The 22,254-nt window shown below is 66.4% G+C and carries 23 protein-coding genes and 1 pseudogene; 15 read left to right on the top strand and 9 right to left on the bottom strand.

From position 1 onward, the window contains the following. A pseudogene (locus MCHLDSM_RS07530) lies at positions 1-439 on the bottom strand (IS3 family transposase); the annotation flags it as partial. A gap of 179 nt (positions 440-618) precedes the next feature. Here MCHLDSM_RS07530 and MCHLDSM_RS07525 point away from each other — a divergent pair. The 4 genes from MCHLDSM_RS07525 (at position 619) to MCHLDSM_RS07510 (ending at position 3,133) form a co-directional block, all read left to right on the top strand. Then, positions 619-1,059: a hypothetical protein gene (locus tag MCHLDSM_RS07525; protein ID WP_014805723.1), complete on the top strand. Its 441-nt coding sequence runs from the start codon at positions 619-621 to the stop codon at positions 1,057-1,059. A 53-nt stretch (positions 1,060-1,112) separates the two neighbouring features. Further along, on the top strand, positions 1,113-1,550 hold the full coding sequence (locus MCHLDSM_RS07520) for a PaaI family thioesterase (protein WP_041783922.1): 438 nt from the start codon (positions 1,113-1,115) through the stop codon (positions 1,548-1,550). Next, a complete protein-coding gene (locus MCHLDSM_RS07515; RefSeq protein WP_014805721.1) occupies positions 1,550-2,461 on the top strand; it encodes an alpha/beta fold hydrolase in 912 nt (303 codons plus the stop codon). Before MCHLDSM_RS07520 ends, MCHLDSM_RS07515 begins: the two co-directional genes overlap by 1 nt. Positions 2,462-2,551: 90 nt before the next feature. Further along, positions 2,552-3,133 (top strand): TetR/AcrR family transcriptional regulator, encoded by a 582-nt coding sequence (locus MCHLDSM_RS07510; protein WP_174545964.1) that lies wholly within the window; start codon positions 2,552-2,554, stop codon positions 3,131-3,133. A 91-nt stretch (positions 3,134-3,224) separates the two neighbouring features. On the opposite strand, the gene MCHLDSM_RS07505 is transcribed toward MCHLDSM_RS07510, so the two are convergent. Genes MCHLDSM_RS07505 through MCHLDSM_RS07495 form a run of 3 tightly spaced genes read right to left on the bottom strand, consistent with a single transcriptional unit; the run spans position 3,225 to position 6,160 of the window. Beyond that, positions 3,225-4,424: an NAD(P)/FAD-dependent oxidoreductase gene (locus MCHLDSM_RS07505; RefSeq protein WP_048469544.1), complete on the bottom strand. Its 1,200-nt coding sequence runs from the start codon at positions 4,422-4,424 to the stop codon at positions 3,225-3,227. Continuing rightward, on the bottom strand, positions 4,421-5,809 hold the full coding sequence (locus MCHLDSM_RS07500; protein ID WP_048469546.1) for a cytochrome P450: 1,389 nt from the start codon (positions 5,807-5,809) through the stop codon (positions 4,421-4,423). The genes MCHLDSM_RS07505 and MCHLDSM_RS07500 overlap by 4 nt, the downstream gene beginning before the upstream one ends. Before the next feature lie 30 nt (positions 5,810-5,839). Next, the gene (locus MCHLDSM_RS07495; protein ID WP_005086615.1) at positions 5,840-6,160 is read right to left on the bottom strand and encodes a 2Fe-2S iron-sulfur cluster-binding protein; all 321 of its coding nucleotides are present in this window, start codon (positions 6,158-6,160) and stop codon (positions 5,840-5,842) included. A 115-nt stretch (positions 6,161-6,275) separates the two neighbouring features. On the opposite strand from MCHLDSM_RS07495, the gene MCHLDSM_RS07490 reads away from it, so the two are divergent. The 11 genes from MCHLDSM_RS07490 (at position 6,276) to MCHLDSM_RS07440 (ending at position 15,411) form a co-directional block, all read left to right on the top strand. Beyond that, the gene (locus tag MCHLDSM_RS07490) at positions 6,276-7,280 is read left to right on the top strand and encodes a helix-turn-helix domain-containing protein (RefSeq protein ID WP_048469543.1); all 1,005 of its coding nucleotides are present in this window, start codon (positions 6,276-6,278) and stop codon (positions 7,278-7,280) included. Between the two features lie 280 nt (positions 7,281-7,560). Continuing rightward, positions 7,561-8,727, top strand: a complete 1,167-nt coding sequence (locus tag MCHLDSM_RS07485; RefSeq protein ID WP_048469542.1) for a thiolase family protein — start codon at positions 7,561-7,563, stop codon at positions 8,725-8,727. Further along, positions 8,724-9,161 (top strand): Zn-ribbon domain-containing OB-fold protein, encoded by a 438-nt coding sequence (locus MCHLDSM_RS07480; RefSeq protein WP_048469541.1) that lies wholly within the window; start codon positions 8,724-8,726, stop codon positions 9,159-9,161. Before MCHLDSM_RS07485 ends, MCHLDSM_RS07480 begins: the two co-directional genes overlap by 4 nt. Next, on the top strand, positions 9,158-10,201 hold the full coding sequence (locus tag MCHLDSM_RS07475; RefSeq protein WP_048469540.1) for an LLM class flavin-dependent oxidoreductase: 1,044 nt from the start codon (positions 9,158-9,160) through the stop codon (positions 10,199-10,201). Before MCHLDSM_RS07480 ends, MCHLDSM_RS07475 begins: the two co-directional genes overlap by 4 nt. After that, entirely contained in the window at positions 10,194-10,652 is a 459-nt protein-coding gene (locus tag MCHLDSM_RS07470) for an FAS1-like dehydratase domain-containing protein (protein WP_048469539.1), read from the top strand. Before MCHLDSM_RS07475 ends, MCHLDSM_RS07470 begins: the two co-directional genes overlap by 8 nt. Then, on the top strand, positions 10,649-11,074 hold the full coding sequence (locus tag MCHLDSM_RS07465; RefSeq protein ID WP_005086611.1) for a dihydroxy-acid dehydratase: 426 nt from the start codon (positions 10,649-10,651) through the stop codon (positions 11,072-11,074). The genes MCHLDSM_RS07470 and MCHLDSM_RS07465 overlap by 4 nt, the downstream gene beginning before the upstream one ends. A 32-nt stretch (positions 11,075-11,106) precedes the next feature. Beyond that, on the top strand, positions 11,107-11,598 hold the full coding sequence (locus tag MCHLDSM_RS07460) for an FAS1-like dehydratase domain-containing protein (protein WP_174545966.1): 492 nt from the start codon (positions 11,107-11,109) through the stop codon (positions 11,596-11,598). After that, positions 11,595-12,065, top strand: a complete 471-nt coding sequence (locus tag MCHLDSM_RS07455) for a hotdog family protein (RefSeq protein ID WP_048469537.1) — start codon at positions 11,595-11,597, stop codon at positions 12,063-12,065. Before MCHLDSM_RS07460 ends, MCHLDSM_RS07455 begins: the two co-directional genes overlap by 4 nt. A gap of 43 nt (positions 12,066-12,108) precedes the next feature. After that, complete coding sequence (locus MCHLDSM_RS07450) at positions 12,109-12,876, top strand: enoyl-CoA hydratase/isomerase family protein (RefSeq protein WP_048469536.1); 768 nt, start codon at positions 12,109-12,111, stop codon at positions 12,874-12,876. A 1-nt stretch (position 12,877) separates the two neighbouring features. Further along, on the top strand, positions 12,878-13,690 hold the full coding sequence (locus tag MCHLDSM_RS07445) for a TIGR03084 family metal-binding protein (RefSeq protein ID WP_048469535.1): 813 nt from the start codon (positions 12,878-12,880) through the stop codon (positions 13,688-13,690). Further along, entirely contained in the window at positions 13,687-15,411 is a 1,725-nt protein-coding gene (locus tag MCHLDSM_RS07440; RefSeq protein ID WP_048469534.1) for an acyclic terpene utilization AtuA family protein, read from the top strand. The genes MCHLDSM_RS07445 and MCHLDSM_RS07440 overlap by 4 nt, the downstream gene beginning before the upstream one ends. A 54-nt stretch (positions 15,412-15,465) precedes the next feature. On the opposite strand, the gene MCHLDSM_RS07435 is transcribed toward MCHLDSM_RS07440, so the two are convergent. The 5 genes from MCHLDSM_RS07435 to MCHLDSM_RS07415 form a co-directional block, all read right to left on the bottom strand. Then, the gene (locus MCHLDSM_RS07435) at positions 15,466-16,440 is read right to left on the bottom strand and encodes an IS481 family transposase (protein ID WP_014805705.1); all 975 of its coding nucleotides are present in this window, start codon (positions 16,438-16,440) and stop codon (positions 15,466-15,468) included. 209 nt (positions 16,441-16,649) lie between these two features. Continuing rightward, positions 16,650-17,210 carry a TetR/AcrR family transcriptional regulator gene (locus MCHLDSM_RS07430; protein ID WP_048469533.1) on the bottom strand — a complete coding sequence of 187 codons (561 nt, stop codon included), beginning with the start codon at positions 17,208-17,210 and terminating at the stop codon, positions 16,650-16,652. A 219-nt stretch (positions 17,211-17,429) separates the two neighbouring features. Beyond that, entirely contained in the window at positions 17,430-18,983 is a 1,554-nt protein-coding gene (locus tag MCHLDSM_RS07425; RefSeq protein WP_048469532.1) for an acyl-CoA synthetase, read from the bottom strand. Between the two features lie 26 nt (positions 18,984-19,009). Continuing rightward, a complete protein-coding gene (locus MCHLDSM_RS07420; protein WP_014805702.1) occupies positions 19,010-20,164 on the bottom strand; it encodes an acyl-CoA dehydrogenase family protein in 1,155 nt (384 codons plus the stop codon). 56 nt (positions 20,165-20,220) lie between these two features. Then, on the bottom strand, positions 20,221-22,254 hold the full coding sequence (locus MCHLDSM_RS07415) for an ATP-binding protein (RefSeq protein ID WP_174545962.1): 2,034 nt from the start codon (positions 22,252-22,254) through the stop codon (positions 20,221-20,223).

Raw genomic sequence — 22,254 nt, 5'->3', positions numbered from 1 at the left:
CCCGCCGCCATCGAGCGGCACGTAGGTGAAGTCGGCCACCTCCAGCGCGTTGGGCCGCGATGCATAGAAGCGCCGCCGCACCAGGTCCGGCGCCCTCGCGGCGGCCGGATCGCGCTCGGTGGTGCGTATCGTCCGGGCGCGCGTGGCCCCCCGCCAGCCGTGGGTGCGCATGATCCGTTCGACCGTGCAGCGCGCCACCGGGATGCCCTGGCGCTGCAGGTGCGCCCGCATCCTCAGGCTGCCGTACAGGCACTCCGGTGGGCGTTTGCCGTGCTCGTCGGGCTCATAGATGCCGGCGAGGATCTCGGTGATCGTGGTGTCCCACAGGGCCCGTTTTGACGGCGCCGACGACCCGTGCGCCCAGTAGGTGCGCGGGGCGATCTGCACACCGTGCACGGCCAGTGCCCGGCTCCTCACAGTGTTCGTCGATGAACGCGCACGATCACGGTGCCGATGCGCCGCCACCCGCGGGTCCGCATCNATCGTGGTGTCCCACAGGGCCCGTTTTGACGGCGCCGACGACCCGTGCGCCCAGTAGGTGCGCGGGGCGATCTGCACACCGTGCACGGCCAGTGCCCGGCTCCTCACAGTGTTCGTCGATGAACGCGCAGATCAACGGTGTTGCGGGTCGCACTCCCGACTAGGGAAGTAGCGATACTTCTCGACCGCATCAGCCCGCGGATTGCGGCGCACGCCGACCTGGGTTTGGCGCTCGCCGATTTCGTGGAATACACAGTTGAGGCTGCGCGCCGCGAAGAGATCATCGGATTGTTGTTCGGCAGCGACGAGGAACTCGCCGGCGTGGGTCTCGCGGCGGGGACCTCGACGTGCCTGTTCGAAATCGTCACCGAATTTCTGCGTCCCGTCTTCACCAGACACTGGCGTTGCGTGGAACCGGGCGTCTCCGTCGACGACGCCGCCGAGTGGGCTGTCCGCACGATACTGAGCCTGCTGACTGTTCGAGAGCCGCGGGAGCGCAGTCGTGACGGACTCCGAGCGTTTCTTTCGAGGTTTCTCCTTCCCGCGATCCTGGCGGGTGACCACGGTCGCCCGGTGTGACATGTATGGCGTAACGTCTCAACAGGAGCTGCGGTAGGAGGCCGGAAGTGTCTGTGCAATTCACCACGTTCAACGAAGAGGTCGCTGAGCAACTGCAGAGCGCAGCACACACCACGGGCGGGCTGGCCGGTTATCTCGGCTTACGTCACACGGACTTCACTGCGGGACGGCTCGTTGCGGAGATGGACGCCCGCGACGACTTGAAGACGCCTTTCGGCAACTTGCATGGGGGCTGCTTGTCGGCCATGGTCGACCACTGCCTCGGAGTGGTATTTTATCCCGTGATTCCAACGGGATCTTGGGTCGCGACGACGGAGTTCAAACTGAATCTGCTTCGTCCGGTCTCCAGCGGCACCTGTGTAGCCATGGCTGAGATTATCTCGCTGGGCAGAACCAGCGGTGTGGCGCGGATCGACATCTGCAACGACGGCAGAGCGGTGTGTGCGGCCCAGGGCACCGTCACCGTCGTCGCACCGAAGACGGACTCCTGATGCCTGCACACAGAGCAGGTGATTCGTCGGCCCCTTCCGTCGAACGCGTGCCCACGGCGGATGGGCTGTCGCTGGCGGTCGACCTCTACCGCTGTGATGCGCCGCGGGCGGTCGTGTTGCTCCTTCACGGCGGAGGTCAAAGCCGACACGCCTGGGATCTGACCGCCCACCGCCTGTACCAGCGGGGTTACACGGTTGTCGCGTACGACGCGAGGGGGCACGGTGACAGCGACTGGGACCCGGACGGACGCTATGACATGGACCGGCTGGGGTCCGACCTGTTGGCCGTGCGCACGTACGCCGGCACCGCCCGCCCAGTTGCCGCGATCGGCGCCTCTCTGGGCGGTTTGACCATTCTCGGCACACACTTACTCGCCCCGCCGGAGCTATGGCAGGCCGTCGTTCTGGTTGACGTCACTCCGCGGATGGAGATGGACGGCGCCCGACGAGTCGTAGCGTTCATGTCGGCACACCCCGAAGGTTTCGACAGCCTAGAGTCGGCCGCTGACGTGATCGCCGCCTACAACCCGCACCGCCCTCGCCCCGAAAACCTCAACGGCCTCCGAAAAGTTCTCCAACGTCGCGAAGACGGTCGCTGGGTCTGGCGATGGGATCCAGCCTTCGTGACGTCGAATTTCCAGTTCCTGCAGGGTGATCCAGACGAAGGCGCTGAAGACTTCGACATGATGAGCGCTTCCCTTCTCGATGGTGCGCGGCAGATGTCCGCGTCAACGCTGCTGGTCCGGGGCCTGCTATCTGACATGGTCTCCGAAGAGACAGTAAAGCATTTCCTCACCGTCGTTCCGCACGCGCAAACCGTTGACGTGTCGGGCGCGGGCCACATGATTGCCGGCGACAACAACGACGCATTCTCGACGGCGGTCGTTGAATTCCTCGACAGGACCATATGAACCCTGCTGTCGGTCGACTGCCCTTGTAGGGCTGGCGCCTATCCTGCTCCTATGCCAACTGAACCGGTGCGGATGTCTTTCCGCCGGCATGTGCGCGAACAGGTTTTGAGGGCGACACGAGAACTCACCATCGAGAAGGGCTGGGATCAGGTCCGGATGAGCGAGGTTGCCGAATCGGTCGGCGTGTCCCGCCCGACGTTGTACAAAGAGTTCGGCGACAAGCAGGGGCTCGGTGACGCGCTTGTGGTGTCAGAGGGTCAGCGCTTTGTGGAAGGCATTCGTGCCGTCCTTGCCGAACATGTGGGCGATGTGCAGGGCGGCATCACCGCAGCGGTGCAGTTCACCCTCTGTGAAGCAGAAGACAGTCCGCTCCTCAAGGCAGTTCTGACGTCCAGCCCCTCGGGGAATGATGGCGGTGGCTCGTCGTCTACTGGGGTCCTTCCTCTTCTGCCGACCTCGGCTTCCCTGCTTCAGCTCTGCTCCGGGGCTCTGATCACGTGGTTTAACGACCACTTCGCCGATCTCGACCCTGACGACGTCGGAGACGTCGCAGATGTTCTGGTGCGACTGACCGTGAGTCATGTTGTACTCCCAGCCGCGGACATCGCCACCACTGGTGAGCGGATCTCCCGCGTAGCACTCAGGTACCTGGGAGTTGTCCACAGTTTGTAAAGACCAGCAAGCTTTCGCTACTTTTTGGATCTGAGCCGACGCCACAATCTGCGGAGTTCCGAGCGCATGGTTTTGCCGCCGTCGCAGGATGTCAGATCGAGCCGGTGAGCAGGTCTGAGCGGTCAACCCGAAGTTGCTGGCTGATGGCCCGCTTACTGGACATGAAATCGCGAGGACGGTTGATGCAGTCGGCGGCGATGAGTTCGCTCTCGCGGAAGTAGAAGCAGCTGAAGTCACGGTCACGCGACGGGTCGCCGCTGAAGACTACTTCGTCGTACCCGGTGTTGAGACCGGCAATCTGGAGTTTGAGGTCGTACTGGTCGGACCAGAACCAGGGAAGCGCAGCGATTGCGCTGTGTTTACCGCAGATGGTCGCTGCGGCGATCTTGGCCTGCTCGCCGGCGCTAGGTACGGACTCCAAGCGAATACGCGAGCCGTATCGAGCCATGGTGTGGCTGGTGCAGTCGCCGGCGGCCACGATGTCGGGGTCGCTGGTGCGGGCCTGGTCGTCGATCACGATGCCGTTGTCGACGGATAATCCTGCGGCCGAGGCGAGCTCGGTGTTCGGCACCACACCGACGCCGACGATGACCAAGTCGGCGGGGATCGGTTCGCCGTCAGCCAGCACGACCTGCTGCACTCTGCCGTCACCGGAGAAGGCTTCGACGAGAGCGTGTGTCCGGATGTCCACTCCCTCGCCGTTGTGGATTCGGGTGTAAAACGCGGAAACCTCCGGCGCGGTGACCCTTTGGAGTACACGCTCGGTTGCCTCGAGGACGGTGACGTTCATGCCGAGCGAACGCAGCGAGGCCGCCGTTTCCAGGCCGATGTAACCGCCGCCCACGATCACGACCCTCCGACCTGATGCGGTGGCGGCACGGATCAACTCGACGTCTGCAGCGGTACGCAGGTAGTGAATTCCGGGAAGATCCACCCCTGGTGTGGGGAGTCGTCTGGCCCTCGCACCGGTGCACAACGCGAGCTTGGTGTAGGCCAGCGTGTCGCCGGTGTTCAGAGAGACGTGCTTGGCAGTCCGGTGGATGGCCTCCACGGTCGCGTTCGTGAGCTGAATATTCTGCTTGGTGTAGAAATCCGCGCCGCGAATCAGGAGATCGTCGAGGCCGTTCTTGCCGGCCAGGTATCCCTTCGACAACGGAGGCCGGTGGTAGGGCAGTCCCCCCTCGTCGCCGATGAGCACGACCTCCCCAGACCACCCCTCCCTTCGAAGATTAGCTGCCAACTGCGCGCCGGCGTGGCTCGCGCCGACGATCACCGCTCGTTCGGGAGTCACGCACTTGGCCTGGGAGTGAGGCGAACCATCAGCTTGCTGATACCCCTGACGAAATTCGATTGCACATACTCGGGTTCGCCGACCACCTCGATGTTCTCAAAGCGAGGGAGCAATTCCTCCCACAGGATTCGAAGCTGCAACTCAGCAAGTCGGTTTCCCATGCACCTGTGCACGCCGAACCCGAACGAGATGTGATTGCGGGCGTTGCTCCTATCGATGATCAACTCATCGGCCCGCTCGAAGACACGCTCATCGCGGTTACCCGAGGCGTACCACATCACGACCTTGTCGCCCTTGCGGATGAATTGCCCGTTCAACATGATGTCTTTTTTCGCGACTCGGCGCATGTACGCGAGGGGGGTCTGCCAGCGAATGATCTCGGATACCATGTTGGGAATCAGGTCAGGGTTCGCCTTCAACTTCTCGAACTGGTCGGGGAACTGGTTCAAGGCGAGAACCCCTCCGCTCATCGAGTTGCGAGTCGTGTCGTTTCCCCCGACGATCAGCAGTACCAAATTGCCGAGGAATTCCATCGGGCGGTCGATGAGATCCTTAGTGTCCTCGTTGGCCTGCAGCATCGTGATCAGATCGAAGCCCGGTCGCTCCCCGTTGGCGGTACGGGCCGCCTTGTCATGCCAGAGAGCGCTGAGCCCCTTCGCCATGTCGACCATGCCACGAAACACTCTGTCGTTGTCGGAAGGACCACCATTGGCTTGCTCCATGGAGGTGGCGAGGTCCGACCATTCCACGAGCTTGTGCCGCTGCTCGTACGGGAAGTCCAGCAGGGTCGCGAGCATGCGCGCTGTCAGTTCGATGGAGACGTGGTGCACCCAATTGAACGGCTGATCCACCGGTAGATCGTCCAGCACTTCCTGGACACGCGAGCGGATCAGCCCCTCCATCTCGCGCAGGTTCTTCGGCGCGACAACCCCTTGGACGGAAGCGCGCTGCAAGTCGTGTTGTGGCGGATCCATCGCGATGAACATGGCGATGTCCAAAAAGCGGGGGGGTCTGCCGATGATGATGAACGGCTCTGCGGAGAAAGCCTCGTGGTTCTTGTCGACGGCGATGATGTCCGCGTGGCGGGTCACCGACCAGAACGGGCCGAACGGACTGTGAGCCTGGTAATGCACCGGCGCCTCGGTGCGCACGCGTTCGAAGTAGGACTTCCAGCGGCCTTGGCGGTAGAGGAACGGGTTGCTGAGATCGATGTCGGCGATATCGATGTCCTCGACCGGAGGAATGGGCGTCTCGGTGAAGATCTTCTTACCATTGGTTCCGGTTACCCACCGGCGTGTCTTGTCGTAGAGGTGTGCGCCGCGGATTTGCAGCTCCAAAGGCACGGCAGACTGGGCTTTGGCGGCCACTGCCGCGGGAATACTCATTATTGTTTCCTCCAAATCCATGGCGTTGTTTCAGAGCTGGAACTCAGGTAGCTCGACCGTCAAGCCATCCCATGCCTCGGAGGCGGCCATCTGGCAGGACAGCCTCGACGTCCGCTGACGCTCGGGGTTCATCGCGAGCATCTCCTCTTCGTTGGCGCCGCAGAGTCCCACCGTGTCCGACCACTCGGGAGCGACGATCACGTGGCACGTTCCGCATGCGGCTTCCCCTCCACAATCGCCGTCGATGCCGGGCACCGCGTTGTTGACCGCAATCTGCATCAAGGACTGCCCTTCGGCCAAGGGGGCTTCGTACTTCTCGCCGTCATGAGAGACGAAGGTGACGACTGCCATGACTAACTCTCCTCAATCTGGAACTCCTTGTAATTAGTGTTGTCGCGCGTGACCAGCGTCGCTAGGCTCGCAGGAGTCAAAGAGTTGTGTTTTTAGCTCACGCGCAGGGAGGCACGTGAAACTCGACGACTCGGGTATGCCAGCGCTTGCTTTCCTGCAGATGCTGGACAGTGAGGCGCTGGGGCATGACGCCAGCATTGCGCTGCGCAGCCTCATGGTTCGCGAGCACGTCACCGAGTCGATGTTGGTGGGGCGCGACGCGCAGGTCCCCTTGCGGTGGTTCAGGGAGATATATCCCGATTTCGATTGTGATCAGGGAACCCGTCTGGGTTTCGCGTTCGCTGAACACGCCAAACTGACGTCCTTTGGGGCACTCAGTGTTCCGTTGGTCAGCGCGGGCTCGGTAGCCGAGGTTGTCGAGTTACTTGCTTATCTGCCGGTGATCACAACGGCCCTCAGCCCGTCGTTCCATTCGACTGAACGCGGCCTCACGATCGGGCTCACCGGTCGCACAGGTGACGCGGGCCTGAACTGCCTGGCCGTCACCTACGGTGGGCTGGCGCTGTTGCGTCTGCTCGACATGCTCGCGGGTGCCGTACCGAATATTGAACTGCATCTGAGTCATTCAGCGCCTGAGTCGTGGGTTCTTCGTGAAGAAGTGTTGGCGGGTCGGATCTTCTTCGACGCCCCTAGCTCGTTCGTCCACGTTCCCGCGGCTACGCTGGAGGAGGTCTGTCGATTCTCCGATCCTGTGGCGTACCGGATTGCCGTCACCGATTTGCAGCGAACTCTCGATCAACGACGTGACACGTCGGTCTCCGAAAAAGTAAGGGACCTGCTCGAGAAAGATCCCGGAAAAACGAACATCAGCCGGACGGCGGGCGAGCTCTCGATATCCCCGAGCACGTTGAAGCGGCGCCTCAGCGAAGAGGGGACCACCTTTCGAGAATTACGTCAGTCGTTCTTGCAGGAGCGAGCAATTCTGCGACTTCTCGACAGATCGGTGTCTGTAAGCGAGATCGCGGCAGAACTCGGGTACGCGGACCTCACGAACTTCACACATGCCTTCAAACGGTGGACCGGTCGGTCACCGCGCCACTTCAGAAAAACGCGCGACTGAGCGCGCATTGATCCGCCCGCGTGCGCCGGGCGTCCACCGGAACCAGCGGGCTTCGCGATCGGCCTCATCTGTCACCTGGACATCGTCGAGAAACGACACGATCGGCGCGGGTTTCGGTCATCGCAGCACCCTCTTGGGAAGAGGCGCAACGACATCCAGAGAATCCATACCGCGCTGGCGGCGGGTGCGGGCCGGGGGTGACGCGGACCCCCTAGTCACGCTATGCTAACCGTCGTTCACGTCGGGACCGGCGTTGAACGCGTGGTCGAGAGGAGCGCGGATGCCACATGACCAGCCGGCCATCATCGGTGCCGCCGAACTCGCTCCAGGAAGAAACGTTCCGTACACCTCCACTGAATTGCATGTGCGCGCCGCGGTCGCGGCTCTCGCCGACGCAGGGGTGGTCCCAGACGAGGTCGACGGCCTGGTGTGCGCCGGGCCGATGACGAACGAGGGTTCGATCTTCCTGTCCGAGGACCTCATGGACTATCTCGGTCTGCACAACCTGAAACTTCAGATGACCTGTCAGCTTGGCGGCGGGACTCATCTGGCCATGACGCGCATGGCGAGTAACGTCGTCGCCCGGGGCGAGGCCGAGACGGTGCTGGTCGTGTCGGCGGGCAAGTTTCCGCCGATACGCGATGGCGGGCGCGAACTGATGGCGTTGGTCTGTGACCACGCGTTCGAGATGCCCTACGGACCGTCCGTGCCGGCGCTGTACGGTTTGATCGCGCAGGCCTGGATGCACGAGACGGGACAGGGCAAGGCGGACATCGCCGAGGTCACCGCGTCGCAGGACCGGTGGGCGGCGTTGAACCCCGCGGCGATCGCGCACCGCTCACAACGCCTGACTGTGGAGGACGTGCTGGCGTCCCGCCCGATCGCCGGGCCGTTCCACTTCTACCACTGCTCGATTCCCTGCGAGGGCGGTGGCGCGCTCGTGCTGGGCTCGGCCCGCCGGGCCCGCGCGGGCAAACACCGGCCGGTACACCTGCTCGGGTTTGGAGAGGGTCACACCCACGGTTTTCTGACCTCGCTGGCCCGCCCGGGTCGTACCGGGGCCGCCCGTTCGGGTCCGATGGCCTTCGAGCGCTCCGGACGGGCGCCGGCCGACATCGACATCGCCTTGCTCTACGACGCCTTCGCCTCCAACCCGGCGATGATCCTGGAGGAGGCGGGCTTCGTGAAGCCCGGCGGGGCAGGCGATTTCTACCGTGACGGCCGCGCCGATCCGGGCGGCGACCTTCCGGTGAACACCGACGGCGGCCTGATCCGGTTCGGGCACACCGGGACCTCCTCTGGCATTTCGCAGATCCTCGAGGGTTACTGGCAGCTGTCCGGTCGCGCCGAGGGCCGTCAGGTGCCCGGGGCGGACACCGCGTTCGTGCACAGCTACGGCTCGATGCTGTGCAGTCACGTCAGCATGGTGATGGAGGGAGCGTCATGACCGCAGCTTCGAGTTCCCTCGACGGTCTGCACGATCCTGAGGCGCTGCCGCCGCTGACCGATGTCAACCGTCCCTACTTCGCAGCAGCGGCCCGCGGCGAACTCGTTTTCCAACGGTGCGCGAACGGCCACCCGTTCCTCTACCCGCGGCTGGTGTGTCCCGTCTGCCATGACGGTGAGTTGGCCTGGGAGACCGCGGCGGGCACTGGCGAGATCGTCAGTTTCGCGCCGGTGTACCGCCCCCCGTGGGACTCGTTCCCGCGCAGCGAGCCGTACGTCGTCGTGCTCGTTCGTCTGGACGAGGGGCCGCAGTTGCTGGCCACCCTCGAGGGCGTGGCCCCCGATGAAGTTGCGATCGGCGCAAGAGTGCGCGCAGTGTTCGAGCGGGTGAACGAGAACCTTGGGCTGGTCCGATTCAGGCCGGCGGCGTCGTGAGCACGTACGGGGTCTCGGTGCTCGGCGCGGACTTGGCCACCCTTGTCGAGACCGCCGAGGCTACCGACCTCGCCGGCTTCGACGCCGCCTGGGCCTCGGAGTTCTACTCGCGCTCCGGCTCGATCTCGATGGCCGCGATGGCCGCGCGCACAAAGCGCTGCCGCATCGGGTCGTCGATCCTGTACGGCGTCGGGCGCAGCCCGCTCGTGCTCGCCACCGAGGCGCGTGACCTCGACGAGCTCTCCGGCGGGCGCGTCGTGCTCGGGCTCGGCAACGGCACACGCCGCATGATGAGCGACTGGCACGGCGTGGAGGACACCTCCGCTCCCGCTCTGCGCATGGAGGAGCTGGTCCCGCTCGTGCGTCGGATCTGGAACCTGCACGAGGGCCCCGTGCGCCACGAGGGGCGCTTCTACCGCATGAATCTCGTCCCAACCGGCGACGTCGCGCCGCCGAAGCGAGCGATCCCGATCATCACCGCGGGCGTGCGTCCGCGGATGTGCGAGGTGGCCGGGCGCGTGGCCGACGGGTTGGCTGGTCATCCGCTGTTCACCACGGCTTACGTCGAGGAGGTCGCCCGCCCAGCCGTCGTGCGCGGTGCGGAGCGGGCCGGACGCGATCCCGCCGACATTGAGATCGTCTCGATGGTTATCTGCGCGGTGCACGACGACCCACAGATCGCACGTCGTGAGGCCGCGCAGCAGATCGCGTTCTACTCCTCGGTGAAGACCTACGAGCACGTGCTCGACGTCAGCGGCTTCGCCAGGCAGGGAGCGGCCATCCGCGACGCGTTCGCACGGCGTGACCTGCCGGCCATGTTCGCCGCGGTCACCGACGACATGATCGACGCGATGGCCGTGGCCGGCACCGCCGCCGAGGTCCGCGACGGGCTGCGCCGCTACGAGGGCGTGCTGGACCACATCGTTCTCTACTCACCCTCGATAGGGGTCGCGCCCGAACGCATCGCCGAGAACCTCGGCAACCTCATCCGCGATTGTGCGCCGGCGCTCGCCGGCGGGAAAGGTGACCAGAGTGGCTGATCCCTCGCTCATCGGGACGCACTTGGGCACGACCACGTTCCCCGTCGACCGGTCCAAAGTGCGCGAGTTCGCACTTTCCCTCGACGACGACGACCCGATCTACCAGGACGTCGCGGCCGCCCGCGCCGCCGGCTTCGGCGCGATCCCCGCTCCTCCGACCTTCGTCGTCTCCTCGGCTCACTGGCGCGCCGACGACGACATGTTCGGCGCCCTCGGCCTCGACCTGCGACGCGTACTGCACGGTGAGTGCGGCTGGGAGTATTTCGCGCCGGTGTTCGTCGGCGACGAGCTCACGGAGACGCGCCGGGTGTCGAACGTGACCAGCCGCGAGGGCAAGCGCGGCGGCACCATGACAATCGTGACGATCGAGACCGACTTCACCAACCAGCGCGACGAACTCGTCGTGCGCCAGACCGACGTCTTGATCGAAACCGGAGGCTCCACCCAATGACGACATCCCCCGCGCCGGTGGCGTTGGCCGCCGGCGACGAGATGCCGAGCTCACAGTTCGGCCCGCTGACGCGCTCGCACATCGTCCGCTACGCCGGCTCCGGCGGCGACTTCAACCCGATCCACCATGACGAGGAGTTCGCCCGCGCGGCCGGCATGCCCGGTGTGTTCGGTATGGGACTGCTGCACGGCGGTGTGCTCGCCCAGCGGCTGACCGCCTGGGTGGGGCTGGCCAACATCCGCTCGTTCCGCATCCGGTTCACCGGTCAGGTATGGCCCGGTGACCTGCTCAGCTTCGGCGGCAGGGTCACCGGCGTGCGCGAGGCCGGAGGGCAGCAGGTGGCAGACCTCGAACTCGTGGTCACGCGCCAGTCCGGCGAACCCGCGATAAAGGGGAGCGCCGTCGTGCAGGTGGCCCGGTGAGCGCGCCAACGAGCGACGTCACCGGCCTCGGGATGACATTCGGGACCTTCGACGAGGGCCGGGCGTGGGTCGGCCATCGCACGGAACCGCGGCGTGCGTGGTTCCCGATCGACCGCTCGATGGTGTTGTACTACTGTTCGCTCGTCGAGGACGCGAACCCCAGCTACTGGGAGGGTGAGGACTGCCCGCCCGGGCTGTTGATGACCCTTGGCTTCGCGCCGCAGTGGGCGCCGGAGCACCTCACACGCACGGACATGCTGCTGGCCCTCAGCGTGCCGCTGCCGGGCCACCACATCATCAACGCCTCGACGACGACGGAGTTCGAACGCCGGCCCCGGGTGGGCGATCACGTGTCGATCGTGGAGGAGGTGGCCTCGATCTCCGAACCGAAGACGACGCGGGTGGGCACCGGCGTGTTCATCACCACGGTGAGCACCTTCTCCGATCAGCACGGCGAGATCATCGGGCGCAACACCAACGTGCTCTTCCGATACGACACCGCCGATAGTGAAGGCGCATCATGAACGACTCCACCGAGCACAGCATGGTCCGCGTCCCCGTGCGGTTCGAGGACATCGCCGTCGGCGACACCCTGACGCCCGTCTCGATCGAGATCAGCTACAAGCGCATCTGCATGAACGCGGCTTCGACATGGGACTGGTTCCCCGGTCACCACGACCCCGACTACGCGCGCAGCCAGGGCCAGCGCACGATCTACCTGTCAACCCTCTTCTTCCATGGCTTCATCGACCGCGGCCTCAACGAATGGGCCGGACCCGACGCGCTCATCCGGCGCCGCAGAATCTCAATGATCCGGTCGATCTACCCGGGCCAGACCGCGACCCTGAGCGGCAAGGTCGTGGCCAAACGCGACGATGGCGGACGGCGCCTCGTCGACCTCGAGTTGCTCGTCTCGAGCGAAGATGGTCCGTGCGTGCCGAGTGAAGCCACCGTTGAACTGACCGACGAATCCGCTGCGGCGCCTGCGTGAACCACCGAGTACGTCCGCAGCGACGTTAAGAAACGGAGGACCAGTGGGCGAGCAACCGATTCGCTACGAGGTCGTCGACAGCGTCGCGTGGCTGACGATCAACCGGCCCGAGGCGCGCAACGCGCTGAACAACGCTGTGCGCACGGGGCTTTTCGACGCGGTACGCCGCTTCAACGACGATGACGCGGCGAAGGTGCTCGTCCTCACCGGCGTGGGCGATAAGGCGTTCTGCGCCGGCGGGGACTTGAAGGAGATGGCGCAGAACGCGCTCAAGGTGCCCCCGAAGGACTTCGCTCCGCAGTTCGGCCGCAACATCGATGTCGCGAAGCCGACGATCGCGGCCGTCAACGGTGTCGCGTTCGCCGGGGGCTTCCTGCTCGCGCAGCAGTGCGACCTGGTCGTGGCTGCCGAACACGCGACCTTCGCCGTCAGCGAGGTCAAAGTCGGCCGCGGGTCGCCGTGGGCGGCACCGCTATCGTGGCTGGTGCCCCCACGCGTTGCCATGCAGATCCTGCTGACCGGCGACCCGATCACCGCCGAGCGCGCCCACCAGGTCGGCTTAGTCAATGAGGTGGTGCCGGCCGATCAGTTGCGCGAGCGTACCCAGCAGTTGGCGCTCAGCATCGCCGCGAACGCACCGCTATCGGTGCTTGCGTCCAAGCGCACCGTGTACCTCTCGGCACAGCACCACCTCGCCGCCGCCTACGACCTGGCCGACGAGATCTGGGAGCCGGTCTATCTGAGCGACGACGCGCAGGAAGGCCCGACGGCGTTCCGCGAGAAGCGCGCACCACAGTGGAAGGGACGCTGACATGGCGGTGACCATGCAGTCGGTAATCGCCGACATCGAAGCCGAAACGGCCGCGTTGCGCGAACTCATCGCACCGCTGCCCGAAGGTCCGCGCGGCTGGGACGCACCGACTCCGGCCGTGGGCTGGGCGATCCGCGACCAGATCAGCCATCTGGCGTTCTTCGACGACGTGGCGGTGCGCTCGGCCACCGACCCCGACGGTTTCAGCAGCGACTACCTGCCGATGATGGCCGACGGAAGCATCTCACCCGACGTCATCGCTGAGCGCTACCGTCAAATGCCGGCTGCCGACCTGCTCGCGTGGTTCGACACGTCGCGTGCAGCCCTCGTTGCGGCGTTCGCGGACATGGCCCCGGCGACCCGCCTGCCGTGGTTCGGGCCGCCGATGAGCGCGGTCTCGTCGCTGACAGCGCGACTCATGGAGACCTGGGCGCACGGCCAGGACATCGTCGACGCGCTCGGCGCGACCCGCGAGGCCACGGCACGGCTGCGGCACGTGGCCCACATCGGGGTGGGTGCGCGCGCTTTCAGCTACCTGGCCAACGGTCGGGACCTCCCCGCGGACCCGGTACGCGTCGAGCTAGCCGCCCCGGACGGCAGCGTCTGGACGTGGGGGCCAGCCGACGCCGCCAACCGCGTGAGCGGGCCGGCGCTGGACTTTTGCCTGTTGGTGACCCAACGCCGCCACCGCGACGACACCGCTTTGGTCGCCGACGGACCGCTGGCCGACCAGTGGCTCGCGATCGCCCAGGCCTTCGCGGGGCCCCCTGGCGGCGGGCGCGTGGCGGGCCAGTTCGCAGGGGGTCAGCGGTGAGCGTCCCGGTTCGCATCGGCAACTGCTCCGGCTTTTACGGCGACCGCATCGCCGCAGCCCGCGAGATGGTCGAGGGCGGACCGATCGACGTCCTGTGCGGTGACTATCTGGCCGAGCTGACCATGCTCATCCTGGCCAAGGCCCAGGCCAAAGACCCGTCCGGCGGGTACGCGCGGACTTTCCTCACCCAAATGGAACAGGTGCTGGGCACCTGTCTCGATCGTGGCATCAAGGTCGTCGCGAACGCGGGCGGGCTGAATCCCGCCGGCTTGGCCGCCGCGTTGCGCGAGCTGTCCGCACGTCTCGGCCTCACCGCGCGCGTCGCGCACGTCGAGGGCGACGACCTACGTGGCGACCTCCACGCAATCACGCCGCCCGTCGGCGACATCAAACCGGTATCGGCCAACGCCTACCTCGGCGCCTGGGGCATCACCGAGGCGCTGCGTTCGGGCGCCGACGTCGTCGTGACCGGCCGGGTCACCGACGCATCCCTGGTGGTCGGTCCAGCTGCCTGGTGGCACAGCTGGGCGCCCGAGGACTGGGATCGGCTCGCGGGCGCGGTCGTCGCCGGGCACGTGATCGAGTGCGGCCCTCAGGCGACAGGCGGCAACTACGCGTTCCTCGACGAGATCACCGACCGCCGCTACCCGGGGTTTCCGATCGCCGAGGTCGCCGAGGACGGCTCTTCGGTGATCACGAAGCATCCCGGCACGGGGGGATTGGTCTCAGTCGGCACGGTCACCGCCCAGCTGCTCTACGAGATCGCTGAACCTGCCTACCTCGGCCCCGACGTCGTCGCCCACTTCGACACCATCCGCCTGGCTCAACAGGGTGAGCACCGCGTCGCGATCAGCAACACTAAAGGCAGTCCGCCGCCGGACACGTTGAAGGTGGCGTTGAATGAGGTGGGCGGCTTCCGTAACACGATGACCATGGTGCTCACCGGCCTGGACATCGAGGCGAAGGCCGCCTTCGCCGAGCAGCAGCTTTTCGACGTTCTCGGCGGGCGGGAAGCCTTCGACGAGGTCGACGTGAAACTGCTGCGCTTCGACGTCTCCGATGCCCCGACGAACGAGCAAGCCTGCGCGCACCTGCGTGTGACGGTCAAGGACGCCGACCCGTGCAAGGTGGGCCGGGCCTTCTCCGGCGGGGTCATGGAGATCGCTCTGGCCGGTTTCGCCGGCTTCCACACCACCACGCCACCGTCCTCGGAGACCGCCTTCGGCGTCTACCGGCCGGCCCACGTGCCGCGCTCGGCCCTCACGCACGTACTCGTCGACGCCAACGGCACACGGCACGAAATCTCCGACCCGCCGACCGGTGCCGTTCCGCCCGCCGAGATCGCGCCGCCCGCGAACCTGCCGGTGCCGTCCGGGCCGACGCGGCGCGCACCGCTCGGGTCGGTACTCGGCGCGCGGTCCGGAGACAAGGGCGGCAACGCCAACCTCGGCCTGTGGGCACGCGACGACCCTGGCTACGCGTGGGCGCGCGACTACCTCAGCGTCGAGCGGCTGCGCACACTGCTCGGGCCGGAGACGGCGGACCTGCGCATCGAGCGCTTCGAACTGCCGAACCTGCGCGCCCTCAACGTGGTCGTGCACGGTTTGCTCGGTGACGGGGTGGCCTCCTCGACCCGGCCGGACGCGCAGGCCAAGGGGCTGGGGGAGTACGTGCGGTCCCGTGTGGTGGACATTCCCGAATCGCTGCTCGACACACGCTGAACAATCCGGTGCGCGCGCCGCACCGTCTAGCTGTCGTGACCCGACACGTTGTTGTCAGGCGGCGAGCCGGCTGATGGGTGGTTTCCCGCCGAGGGCGGAGTGGCCTCGTTGAGTGTTGTAGCGGCGAAGGAATCGGTCAAGACCGCTTTTACGGAAGCTGTTGCTGGTCCAGGGGCGGGCGTAGGCCCATTCGGTGAGCAGGGTCCGGTTGAAGCGCTCGGCTTTGCCGTTGGTCCAGGGACATCCTGGTCGGATGAATCGACGTTTGAGCTGCCAAGCCGAGCACACCCAGCCCCAGTTCGTGCCGCGCCGGTAGACCCACGCGTTGTCGGTGAGCAGACGCCGTACGCGCACGCCGTGGCCGGCGAACCAGGTCAGCGCCCGGTGCAGGAATCCAGCGCAGGTCAGGTCCTTCTCGTTGGGCAGTACTTCGCTGTAAGCCAACCGGGAGTGGTCATCGATGGCCGTGTGCACGTAGTCGTAGCCGATCCTGACCGTCTTGTTCCTGTGGGCAACGGAGACCGGGGCATGGCGGCCGTGCAGGCGCCATCCGCCACCTGCCGGGATGCGGCCGAGCTTTTTGACGTCGACATGGACCAGTGATCCGGGTGTGCGGTGTTCGTAGCGGTGGGCGCTGCGCCGCGAGAAGCGCACCGACTCACCGGTGATCGGGTCGATGTCAGACAGATGCGGCACCTCATGGCGTGCCAGGATCCGTCCGACCGTGGACGGATTCAGATCCAGTTCGGCGGCCAGCACCACCGCGCCACGCTTGCGGCGGCGCCGAGCGGCAAGCACTTTCTGCTCGACCCGATTACTGGTGCGCTGCGGCATCCGGATCGGCCGCGACGACCGGTCGGCCAACGCCGCGTCCCCGCCTCCCTCGGCATATCGGCGCAGCCACTTGTACACCGTCGCGCGCGAAATCCCCAGTTGCTCAGCCACATGCGCAGGCGGCCAACCAGCAGCGACACGCTCAACGATCAGGCGACGAGCGAACACGTTGGTACGGGCGTTAGCGTGAGACACGAGGACCTCCTACGGGTGAATGCCAGACACATCCACTCCGTCAGGAGGTCCTCCCAATTTCAAGCAGCCACGCCGTCAACAACCTCCCAGGTCACGACACCTAGCCGCTGTGTATCCCCGAGTCCGACTACGTCAGCGGACAGGTCGTGCAATGCTGGGGCGGCTTCAACCCCTGAGGGGACTCAGCCGACCGCCACGCCGAAATCCGGTCACGGCGCGCCGCTGAACAGCGCCGCAACGGCCGCGGCGGCCAGCATCGCCTCGATCGTCGCGTCGTCCAGCGACGCCGGCATGTGCGCGGACGCGTTGAGCAATGACAGCACGGCGGCGACCAGGCCCTGTGCGCGCTCACGGTCCAGATCGCCGCGTGCTCGTACGAGCGCGTCGACCCAGATGGACTCGTAGCTGTGCTGTCGGCGTCGCAGGGCGCGGGTCGCCAGCGGTGATAGCGAACGGTGCTCGCGGGCGTAGACGGCCAACAGGCCGCGTCGTCGCGCGCCGAAGGCCGCGTGTAGGTCGACAAGGGCGTGCAGGACCTCCGTCGGTGTGCCGGCATTGGTGGCGCGCCGGGCGCCGGCCAGCAGCTCAGTCATGGCGGCGTCGCATAACTCGCGCAGGATCGCGTCCTTGTTCTGAAAGTGCCGGTAGACGGCTGGCCCGCTCACCCCTGCTGCGGCACCGATGTCGTCGATGCCCACGGCGTGAAAGCCTTGCCGCGCGAACAGGTCGGCGGCGGCCTCGAGGAGCAGTTTGCGGCGCAAACCGGCCACTTTCAGGCCTCCTGTCGATTTGTGGTTACGTTGTTCGCCGTCCGATCCGCTGGGCCGGGCTGGGATCCTACCGGCGCTGGGGTTGCCTGCGTCGGCACCCGCCGCACCAAATCAAGGGAGGTGAACGAAACCGCTAGCCCCCGCCGATGCTGTCGCATCCTCTTCCCAGTTCATGATTTAGGGGCCCTGCTTCGAACCCGCGATGTGCAGCGGCACGACTCAGCGCAAAACGACTCCGCCCTCGATGCCCGTGAACTGCGCACGCAGCTCGGTCTTGAGCAGCTTGCCGGTGGCGTTGCGCGGCAGTTCGGCGACGAAGTGCACGTCACGCGGACACTTGAAGTGTGCCAGCCGCTCCCGGCACCACGCCACGATCTCCTCGGCGCTAGGTGCCTGTGTTGCCGGGTCGGCGACGACGACCGCGACGACGCGTTCGCCCCACTTCGCGTCCTTGCCGCCGATCACGGCGGCGTCGAGCACCGCCGGGTGGCGGAAGAGAACCTGCTCGACCTCGATCGGGTAGACGTTCTCGCCGCCGGAGATGATCATGTCCTTCTTGCGGTCGACGAGGGTGATGAAGCCCTCGGCGTCCATGCGCCCGAGGTCGCCCGTGTGGAACCAGCCCCCGCGTAACGCCTCGGCGCTCGCCTCGGCCTTCATCCAGTAGCCGGTGAACACATTCGGGCCGCGCACGATCAGTTCGCCCACGGTGTCGGTCGCGACGTCGCGGTCGTCGTCGTCGACGATGCGGGCGTCGACATGCATTGCGACGCGGCCGATCGACCCGGCCCGCGTGCTGACGTTCTCGGCGTCGAGGACGGTCACCAGGGGAGCGGTCTCGGTCATGCCGAAGCCCTCGGTGAAGGGCACGCCTCGCTCGCGCATGAAGTCGATGACGGTGAGGGGGACGGGCGACCCGCCGCCCATGGCGAAACGCAGCGCAGACAGGTTGAAGGAGTCGAAGTCGGGCACCTGTGTGAGTGCGGTCCACATGGCCGGCACCATGAACTGGACCGTGACGTGGTGGTCGGCCATCGCCTGTAACGTCGCTCGCGGCTCGAAGGACGGCATGATCACGCTGGTGCCGCCGACGTAGAGCAGCGGCAGTGTGTGTACTCCCAGCCCGCCGATGTGGAACATCGGCGCCACCGCGACGGTGACGTCCTCGCCCCGCAGACCGATGTCGGTGCCGAGGACGTTGATCGCGTTCCATAGCAGGTTGTCGTGGGTGAGGATCGCGCCCTTGGGTCGGCCCGTCGTCCCCGACGTGTACATGATGAACGCGGGGTCGCGGCCGTCGACGTCACCGCCGAGCGGTTCGGGCGCTCCCGCCGAGACGATGTCTTCGTAGCCGAGCTCACCCGGCGCCGGCACCCCACCGGCGCGCATGACGTGGCGCACGCGGACTCCGGGCTCGGTGACGGCGCTCCTGGCCTGCGCGGCCAACGGCTCGTGGAAGACCAGAACATCGGCGCCTGAGTCGGCCAGGATGTAGCCGATCTCGGATCCGGCAAGGCGCACGTTGAGCGGCACTGCAAGTGCGCCGATTTTGGCGCAGCCCAGCAGCACCTCGATGAACTCGGTCGAATTGACCAGCAGCACCGCGACCCGATCGCCCCTGCGCACGCCGAGGGCGATGAGTGCGGCGGCGACCTGGTTGGTGCGCCGATCGAGGTCGGCGTAGGTGATGTGCGCGCCGTTGCTGATCAACGCGGTGCGCCCGCCATTGAGGAAGGCGCGCCGGGTGACCCACTGACCGATGCCGAGTTGCATGCGATTCCCTTTCAGTCCGCGGCGACTCAGTAGGACGCGGGCAGTTTCAGGCTGTGCTGCGCCACAAAGTTGAGGATCATCTCGCGGCTGATCGGCGCGGTGCGCATGAGCCGGGCCGGACCCCACAACGTGGCGAGGCCGTACTCGGTGGCCATGCCGTTGCCGCCGTGGGTCTGAATCGCCTGGTCGAGCGCCAGGATGCCCGCCTCGGCTGCGGCATATTTCGCCATGTTCGACGCCTCACCCGACCCGGGGTCGCCGGCGTCGTGCAGGGAGGCGGCACGCTGAGTCATCAACCGGGCCAGCTCAACCTGGATCTTGGCGTGGGCGAGCGGGTGCGATACGCCCTGGTGCGAGCCGATCGGAGCTCCCCACACGTGGCGCTTGCGGGCGTAATCGGCGGCTTTATCCAGCGCGTAGCGACCGATGCCGTTGCCGAGCGCCGCCCCCATGATTCGCTCCGGGTTCAGGCCCATGAAGACCTGGCGCAGGCCCTCGTTCTCCGTGCCGATCAGGTTGGCGGCCGGCACGCGGACGTCATCGAAGAATAGAGTGAACTGCTTCTCCGGAGTGACAGCCTGGACCGGGATGAGTGACTTGGTGAGCCCGGGGACATCGGTGGGCACGACGAGCAGGCTGAGCAGTCCGCGGCCACGGTCATTGGTAGACGTTCGGGTGACGACCAGGACCGCCTCGGCTTCGTCGACACCAGAAATGTAGTACTTGGTGCCGTTGATGACCCAGTCGTCACCGTCGCGTTTGGCGGTCGTGGAGATGTTATGCGAGTTCGAGCCCGCGTCCGGCTCGGTGATCGCGAAGGCCATGATCGTCTCGCCGCTGGCGATGCCCGGCAGCCACTGCTGCTTGAGTTCCTCACTGCCGAATGCCTGGATGATCGTGCCGCAGATGGTCGGCGAGACGACTGTCATCAGCAGCGGGCAGCCCGCTGCGGCGAGCTCCTCGCCGACGATCTGCATGTCGTAGATGCCGCCGCCGCCGCCGCCGTACTGCTCGGAAAGGTTCACCCCGAGGAAGCCCTGTTTGCCCACGGCCTGCCACAGCTCGGTGCTCTTCCCCCCGGCCAGCGACTTTTCCAGGTAGTACTCGTGTCCGAAGTCCTTGGCGATCTCGGCGACCGCCTTGCGCAGGTCCTGACGTTCCTCTGTCTCGTGCAATTCCATGACACTCCTCACATCGGTATCGACGCGCCACCGATCGGCAGAGCGCGCCGGGTTCATTAGAGCTCGGTGGCGTCCGACGCCACTTCACCGCCGTCCACCGCCTCGACCACGGCGAGTACATCACCGCTCGAGACCTGATGGCCGACCTGGACCGGCAGGGCGCTCAGCACCCCGTCGATCGGGCTCGCGACGGTGTGCTCCATCTTCATCGCCTCCAGGACGACAAGGGTTTGGCCCGCCGAGACCGTCTCGCCCTCGGCGACTGGCAGTCGGACCACCGAACCCGGCATCGGCGCGGTGAGCGACCCGGGCGGGTTCAGAGTGCTCGGGTCGACGAAGCGTGGCGCCAGCCGCAGGGCGGAGTAGCCGGCGACCGAGTCGAGGTGGGCAACATCGCCGTCGAGGACGACATCATAAGTGCGGCGCACCCCGTCGACGCGCAGCACCACCCGCTCGCTACTGCCCTCGACAACCTCGACGTCGGCCAACGGCTCGTCGTCGACCTGCAGGCAGGTCCCTGTCGAACCTAACGTGTACCCGACGCGCACTTCGCGCCCACCCTGGGTCTGCCAGGTTGTGGTCTGCGGCTGCGAAGGGTTGTTGCGCCAGCCGGCGGGCAACGTGGCCTGCAGAGTTGCGACGGCACGCCGCGCGGCCACCCCGGCCACGGTCGCCGCGACAGCGTGCAGGCGCTCGGACTGCGTGTCTGGGAGGGCAGCGCCGAGTTGGGCGACGTCGTGTCGGTCAAGGAAACCAGTGTCGGTGCCCCGCCCGGCGAACTCGTCATGGCGCAGGACGCGAACAAGCAGGTTGCGATTGGTCGTCACGCCGTGAATACGGGCGCCGGCCAGCGCCGCCGAGAGGCTGGCAAGTGCCTCGTCGCGCGTTGGTGCCCACGCGATGACCTTGGCCAGCAGCGAATCGTAGTAATGACTGATGACCGAACCGGCACGAAAACCCGAGTCAACCCGCACGCCGGCAAGCGCCGGGACATCCAAGGTGCGCAGGGTGCCGGTACAGGGCCGGTAGTCATCGGCCGGATCCTCGGCGCACAGACGGGCCTCGACCGCGTGACCGCGAATTCGCGGGTTGTGCATCTCCTCAGGCAGCGGGCGGCCCATGGCTACGAGCAGCTGGGCACGCACCAGGTCGAGGCCGGCGATCAGCTCGGTAACCGGGTGCTCGACCTGCAGCCGGGTGTTCATCTCTAGGAAGGCGAAGGAGTCGGCTTTGCCATCCTGAGCGGCGTCGTAGACGAACTCGACCGTCCCGGCGCCTACGTAGCCGACGGCGCGCGCGGCGGCGATGGCGGCGTCGCTCATCCGAGCACGCAACGCGTCGTCGACGACCGGTGACGGCGCCTCCTCGATCACCTTCTGGTGTCGACGCTGCACGGAGCACTCGCGCTCGAACAGAGACACGACGTTTCCGTGCGTGTCGGCCATGACCTGGATCTCGACATGGCGTGGGCGCTGGACGTAACGCTCGAGGAAGACGGTGCCGTCGGCGAACGCGGCGGCGGCCTCACGCGAAGCGGAGGTGACCGCTTCGTCGAGCTCGTCCGGCGACGCGACAACGCGCATGCCTCGGCCACCCCCGCCGGCGCTGGCCTTGACCATTACGGGGTAGCCGACGTCGGCGGCCAGCTTCGCCAGCTGCTCGGCCGACAGCCCCGTCGTGTCGCCACCGGGCAGCACAGGCACCCCCGCGTCGGACATCATCTTCTTGGCCTGCAGCTTCGAGCCCATCGCGTCGATCGCCCCGGGCGGCGGACCGATGAAGACGAGGTCGGCGGCGGCACAGGCACGCGCGAACCCGGCGTTCTCCGAAAGGAAGCCGTAGCCGGGGTGTACTGCGTCCGCGCCGGTGAGCGAGGCAGCGGCGATGATCCGGTGGATATCGAGGTAGGTCTCGGCGGCAGACGAGCCGGGAAGGTGCACGGCCTCGTCGGCGTCAGCGACGTGCCACGCGTCCGCGTCGGCGTCGGAATAGACCGCCACGGTGGCGATCCCGAGGTCGCGGCAAGTGCGGAACACCCGCCGCGCGATCTCGCCACGGTTGGCGACCAGGACCTTGCGGATCTCGGGCAT

The organism is Mycolicibacterium chlorophenolicum (genome assembly GCF_001044235.1).
GTDB classification, from domain to species: Bacteria; Actinomycetota; Actinomycetes; order Mycobacteriales; family Mycobacteriaceae; genus Mycobacterium; species Mycobacterium chlorophenolicum.
This window is presented reverse-complemented; position numbering and strand designations above follow the sequence as displayed.